The organism is Pseudarthrobacter albicanus (genome assembly GCF_018224015.1).
GTDB classification, from domain to species: Bacteria; Actinomycetota; Actinomycetes; order Actinomycetales; family Micrococcaceae; genus Arthrobacter; species Arthrobacter albicanus.
Genome location: NZ_JAGPOT010000150.1, coordinates 1 through 5073, shown reverse-complemented (window position 1 = coordinate 5073; position 5073 = coordinate 1). Strand labels below are relative to the sequence as shown.

The window sequence follows — 5073 nt, the reverse complement described above, 5'->3', positions numbered from 1 at the left end:
CGCGTCCCTGCTCGCTGTCCAGGTCGACCTCGTCAACGCTGAGCGGAAACTCGCGGGACAGGCCTGCCAGCAGCTGCTTGCCGTCGCTGCACCAGGTGCAGTCGGTCCGGGTCAGCAGGGTGAGTGTGATCATGGCCTGATTCCGTCCTTGAGGTCACTGAGCAGCTTGTCGACCGGAACGAACATCGTGTAGTCCGGGGCGCCGCCGTAGTCGGCCCGCCACCGGATGGTGCCGTCCGGGCCGACGAGGATGAAGCTGTGCCCGTCCCTCATGGCGCCCATCATCCCGTACCGGTTCGCACTGTACTTCTCCGACACCGTGAGTGCGGGATCGGACAAGACAGGGGTGGTCAGGCCCAAGTCCCGGGTCTTGCGGGCAATGAGGCTGGCCGGGTCGGTCGTGATGGACAGGACCGCGTCGACACCTGCGGCCTTGACCTTGGCGCTGTCCTTCTCAAGGCTGGACAGCTGGTCCCAGCACGGCTGGCAGGTCAGGCCCTCCTGGAAGTACAGGAGCACATTTTTCCCCTTGAAATCGCCCAGGGACACCTGCTTGCCGGTGGTGTCCTCGAGGGTGAATGCGGGCGCGGCCTCGCCGGGGCCGGGCTGGCCGACACCGTAGTTCGGCCCGGCCCCGGTGTTCTTCGGGGCGGTGGATCCGGAGAAGATGGCGTAGAGGGCGACGAGGATGACGACAAGGGCTGCCGCCGCCAGACTCCAGAGGAGCCAGCGGCGGTTCATTCCCCGGGCGGGGCGGGCCTTGGGGTCCCGGCTTTTGGTGGTGGTCATGATCGGCTGTCCTTTGCGGGGATGGGTCCGGCGGTGTGGTCGGGGACGCAGCAGTCGTTTCCGGCGCCGGCCCCGGCGGCATCGACGGGCGCGTCATCGACGGGTGTTTCCGGGCCGGCCGCCGGTCCGGCGTGCCGGCGTGCCTGGGTAATCAGGTAGAGAAGTCCCGCGGCGAGGATTACGGCGAGGACCCAGCCGGGCAGCCAGCCCAGTGCTGCGGCGATAACGGAGGCGGCGTGCTGCAGATCCGCGGTGATCTGCACGAACACGCCCTCCGATCCCATGCCCGGGCCCAGGGCGGCCTGGACGTAGGTGAGGACGGCCATCGCGATGAGCAGGAAGGCCGACGCGGCCGTCCCGAACGCCATCGTGCGGCGCAGGCGGCCGAACCGGAGGGTGACCTGCCGGCCCTGCAGCCACCGGCTCCTGCTCCAGTCCCTGCGGTCCCACACCAGGGCCAGGACGGCCAGCGGTGCGACCATCCCCAGAACATAGGTCAGTGCCACGGCCAGGGCCGCGGGAAACGAGGCGGTCGCCCCGGAGAGCACCGCGACGCCGGCCAGCACCGGAGCGCAACAGGAACTGGCGGCCCCCGAAAACACTCCGAGCCCGTAGACCGAGCCGAACCCTGACCCGGTGGGGGCCCGGCCCGGCAGCATCGGAAGCCGCGGCTTCCATCCGAGCAGCATCGCGGTTCCGCCGGCCAGCATGGCGGTGGCGGCGGCCGAAAACACCAGCACGTGCTGGCCCGAGACCAGGCTGACGAGGAAGGTTGCCCCGAGCCCGATCGGGACGATGACGGTGGCCACCCCTGCGGCGAAAACGAAGGTTGCGGCGAGAATGCCGGTGCGGCGGCGGAAGCCGGCGGCCAGGTACGCGGGCAGCATCACCGAGACGCAGCACGGGGCCAGCAGGGCCACGAGGCCGCCAAGGAACGCGGTCAGCAGCGTCCCGCCGAACAGCAGATCTTCCATGGACGTTCGCCCTTCACACCACTCGACACTTCAAAACTATTCTCCTAAGGAGTTTAGGAGAATAGGCGGGCGGTGTCCAGCGGCGGGACCCGGCGGCCGGCTTCAGCGGGTGGCTTCAGCGGGCGGCGGTGCTGGCGGAGACGTTCGCGTCGGGACAGAGGTTGTGTCCGGCCGCGGCAGCTGCCGGACCTCCCAGCAGCAGCACCGGGAGCGCGAACAGCGCGGCCACGGCAAAGGAGCCGGCGGCGGTCCTGGCGCTGCCCAGGGGCTGGTGCGGCGGAATGAGCCGGCGCACGCCGGCCGCGGCCCCGTGGCCTCCTGCCGCCAGCGCCACGGCCGGGGACAGCGCAATGCCGCCGGAGGCGACGGCCAGCAGCGCACCGGCCACGGTGAGCCGGCCGGACCGGGCGGCGGCGGCGTCATCGGCGCGCAGTTCGATCAGCCGGGCCGTCTCGTCGGCGGCGGTCCGGAAGAGCGCAACGGCCGGGAAGGCCGACGCCAGCGCACGGGCGAGGCCCAGGATCAGGTCGTGCCGCTCGGCGAGGTGGGCGTGTTCGTGGGCCAGGACCGCGTCCAGCTGCGCCTCGTCCAGGGCCTGCAGTGCCCCTGTCGTCACGATGGTGCGCCGCCTCCGGCCGGGGAGGCAGTAGACGGCCGGTTCATCCGAGTCCAGAACCACGACGCCGCGGTGTGTGTCGGTGTGGCCGACGATGTCAAGAATGCTGCTGTGGCGGGCGCGTTCCCGGGCCATGCCGGCAAGGCCCGCGCCGATGCACCACACGGTGCGGCCGAGGATGGCCAGGGACAGGACGGCGCCGGTGGCACCGGCCGCCGCCCCGCCGGGGGAAGCGTACTGCTCGCGGATGGCCATGACGCAGGCCCGCAGCAGCTCGGCGAGGTCACCGCTCACGGTCACGGTCGGGAAGGTCAGGGCCAGTCCGGCGAGGGCGAGCGAGGCCAGGACGGTGACGGTGAGGGCCTGCCACGCCGCGATGGCCAGCCTGGGAGCCCTGTCGGCCCACGACGCCGCCTGCAGCAGCCGGGGCCCGGCAACGGCCAGGGCCAGGGCGTAACCGAGGAGGGATAACGCGGCGATCATGCCTGCACGTCCTGTTCCCTCGCCGCACTGAGCAGCCGGTGCAGTTCCGCGGCCTCCTCGGGGCGCATCCCCTCCACGAAGCCCACCAGGGCTGCCGTCCGGTCATCGGTGAGGGAGAGGGCTTCGGTCACGAGTCCGGCCACGTACTTTTCCCGGCCCGCGGCTGCCCCATAACGGAAGGCCCGGCCGTCGCGTTCCTTCGTCAGCCAGCCCTTGCGGTGCAGAATCTCCGTCACGGTGTGCACCGTGTTGTAGGCAAGGCCCCGGTCCAGGCCATCGAGGACCTCCCGGACCAGCAGCGGCCCGTCCGCCCGCCAGATCTGCTCCATGATGGCGCTCTCCAGATCGCCAAACTTTGGCATGCTGCCTCCTCGGCCGTGTCGTGTCCTATCAAGGATAGGAGATAGGCCCGGCCATTGCACCTAATTACCTAAGTACGTTAGGTTTGGTGCAGGAATGCCGGACCGCCGGCGTCGACCGCTGCGCCAGATCGGCGGTGCCCGTCAAGCAAAGGATTCAGGGAATGCCCCGATCAAAGAACCCTGGCCGGCCGGCCGGGACGGCCGGCCAGAAACCCCAGCAGGCGGAGCCGGCCGCCGGGAGCACTCCCACACTCAAGCAGCAGCGGGCCGCACAGATCGAACAGAAGCTGGCCGGATTCAAACTCCAGCACCGCAGATCCCGCCGCAACCGCCTCATCCTCATCATCACCGCCTGGACTGTCGGCATTGCCCTGGCGGCGGGCCTGGTCGTCTTCGCCGTGATCAGCACCCTGCCGAAAAGCCCTCCCGCCGCCATCGACGGCGTCCAGACCTTTCCGGGGCTGAGCTCCAACCATGTGACGGGGCCGGTCAAGTACGCCCAGAGCCCGCCCGTGGGCGGGGACCACTCGGCGGTCCCGCTCAACTGCGCCGTCTACAGCGAACCGGTGCCCAACGAAAACGCGGTCCACTCCCTCGAGCACGGGGCGGTCTGGGTGACCTATGACCCGCAGACGGTCAGCGGCACACAGCTGGACACACTGCGCAAGGAGATCCCGTCGACCTACGCGATTCTCTCCCCCTACAGCGGTCTTCCCGCACCGGTCGTCGCGTCCGCATGGGGCGTGCAGCTGAAGGCAGCCGGCGCTGATGACCCCAGGGTCAAGGACTTCATCGCCAAATACCGGAGCGCGAAAACGGCCCCCGAGCCCGGCGCACCCTGCACCGGCGGACTCGACGGCCCAGGCAAGGTCAAGTAGCACCCGGACGGGAATCGGGCAGCCCTGAACCGGCCGACCGGCCCACGCCCCGCGCACCACTGAGAAAGGACAGAACCAATGATGGGTTACGGATACGGCGACATGGGGCTTATGTGGCTGTGGATGCTGGGATGGTCGGTGCTTCTGCTCGCCGGTCTGGCCGCACTCGTCTGGGTGATCGCCCGCCTCGCCAGCGGCGGCGGGCGGTCACCTGATAACCGTCCAGGCTCCGCCCGCAGCATCCTCGATGAGCGGTACGCGCGCGGGGAAATCGACGACGAGGAATACCGCACACGGCGCGAAACCCTGGGATAGGCAGTTGCGGGGCGCCCCGGTCAGAGGCCGGGCGCCCCGCCCCAAAAGACAAACCACAGGCCGGCTCCCGCGCGGCGGGACCATGCTGCTGGAGTCCGTCAGCTGGCCAGGGTGTCGCTGATGAGCGATTTCAGCGTGGATTTGTCGGCGACTCCCAGGATTCTGGCCGCGACGCGGCCCTGCCTGTCGAGCACGATGGTGGTCGGAACAGCCTGAGGGGGAACAAAGCTGGCCATGGCCAGCAGGACGCCCCCGTTTCTGTCATAGAAACTCGGATACGTCACTCCGAAGGTACGTTCATAGGCGGCGGCCGTCGGGGCCTCATCCCGGATGTTCACGCCATAGAACTCGGCTCCGTTGCCCTGGAATGACTGGCTCAGCTCCTGCAGTGTCCCTGCCTCCAGCCGGCAGGGGCCGCAGGCGGCGTACCAGAAATTCAGTACCACGACTTTGCCGGGGAATGACCGGGACTCCACCGTCTGGCCGTTGAACAAGGGGCCCTGGAAGGTCACCGGGCTCGGACGGGCGGCGGCAGTGTATTCACTGACTGAACCGTCCCCTGCAATGTAGTTCTTGTTATCCCCCGCACGGGCCTGCTGGGCCAGCGAATCCGGGGCGGCGCAGGCCGCCAGCGAAACGGCGAGCACAGCCGCCGA

Annotated in this window: 7 protein-coding genes; 2 read left to right on the top strand and 5 right to left on the bottom strand. The window is 69.4% G+C overall.

What is annotated here, in order from left to right; all coding sequences use genetic code 11:
* Window positions 1-129 precede the first annotated feature (129 nt).
* From J9611_RS20845 to J9611_RS20830, 4 genes are all read right to left on the bottom strand, one after another.
* The gene (locus J9611_RS20845; protein ID WP_211883050.1) at window positions 130-789 is read right to left on the bottom strand and encodes a peroxiredoxin family protein; all 660 of its coding nucleotides are present in this window, start codon (window positions 787-789) and stop codon (window positions 130-132) included.
* The gene (locus tag J9611_RS20840) at window positions 786-1763 is read right to left on the bottom strand and encodes a cytochrome c biogenesis CcdA family protein (protein WP_211883048.1); all 978 of its coding nucleotides are present in this window, start codon (window positions 1761-1763) and stop codon (window positions 786-788) included. The genes J9611_RS20845 and J9611_RS20840 overlap by 4 nt, the downstream gene beginning before the upstream one ends.
* Before the next feature lie 115 nt (window positions 1764-1878).
* Window positions 1879-2862: a M56 family metallopeptidase gene (locus J9611_RS20835; protein ID WP_211883041.1), complete on the bottom strand. Its 984-nt coding sequence runs from the start codon at window positions 2860-2862 to the stop codon at window positions 1879-1881.
* Window positions 2859-3224 (bottom strand): BlaI/MecI/CopY family transcriptional regulator, encoded by a 366-nt coding sequence (locus J9611_RS20830; RefSeq protein ID WP_211883040.1) that lies wholly within the window; start codon window positions 3222-3224, stop codon window positions 2859-2861. Before J9611_RS20830 ends, J9611_RS20835 begins: the two co-directional genes overlap by 4 nt.
* Window positions 3225-3385: 161 nt before the next feature.
* On the opposite strand from J9611_RS20830, the gene J9611_RS20825 reads away from it, so the two are divergent.
* A complete protein-coding gene (locus J9611_RS20825; RefSeq protein ID WP_211883038.1) occupies window positions 3386-4102 on the top strand; it encodes a thioredoxin-like domain-containing protein in 717 nt (238 codons plus the stop codon).
* A gap of 78 nt (window positions 4103-4180) precedes the next feature.
* Entirely contained in the window at window positions 4181-4417 is a 237-nt protein-coding gene (locus J9611_RS20820) for an SHOCT domain-containing protein (protein WP_307857172.1), read from the top strand.
* Between the two features lie 98 nt (window positions 4418-4515).
* On the opposite strand, the gene J9611_RS20815 is transcribed toward J9611_RS20820, so the two are convergent.
* Window positions 4516-5073 (bottom strand): TlpA disulfide reductase family protein (locus J9611_RS20815; protein WP_211883036.1); only part of this gene is annotated, 558 nt, incomplete at its 5' end.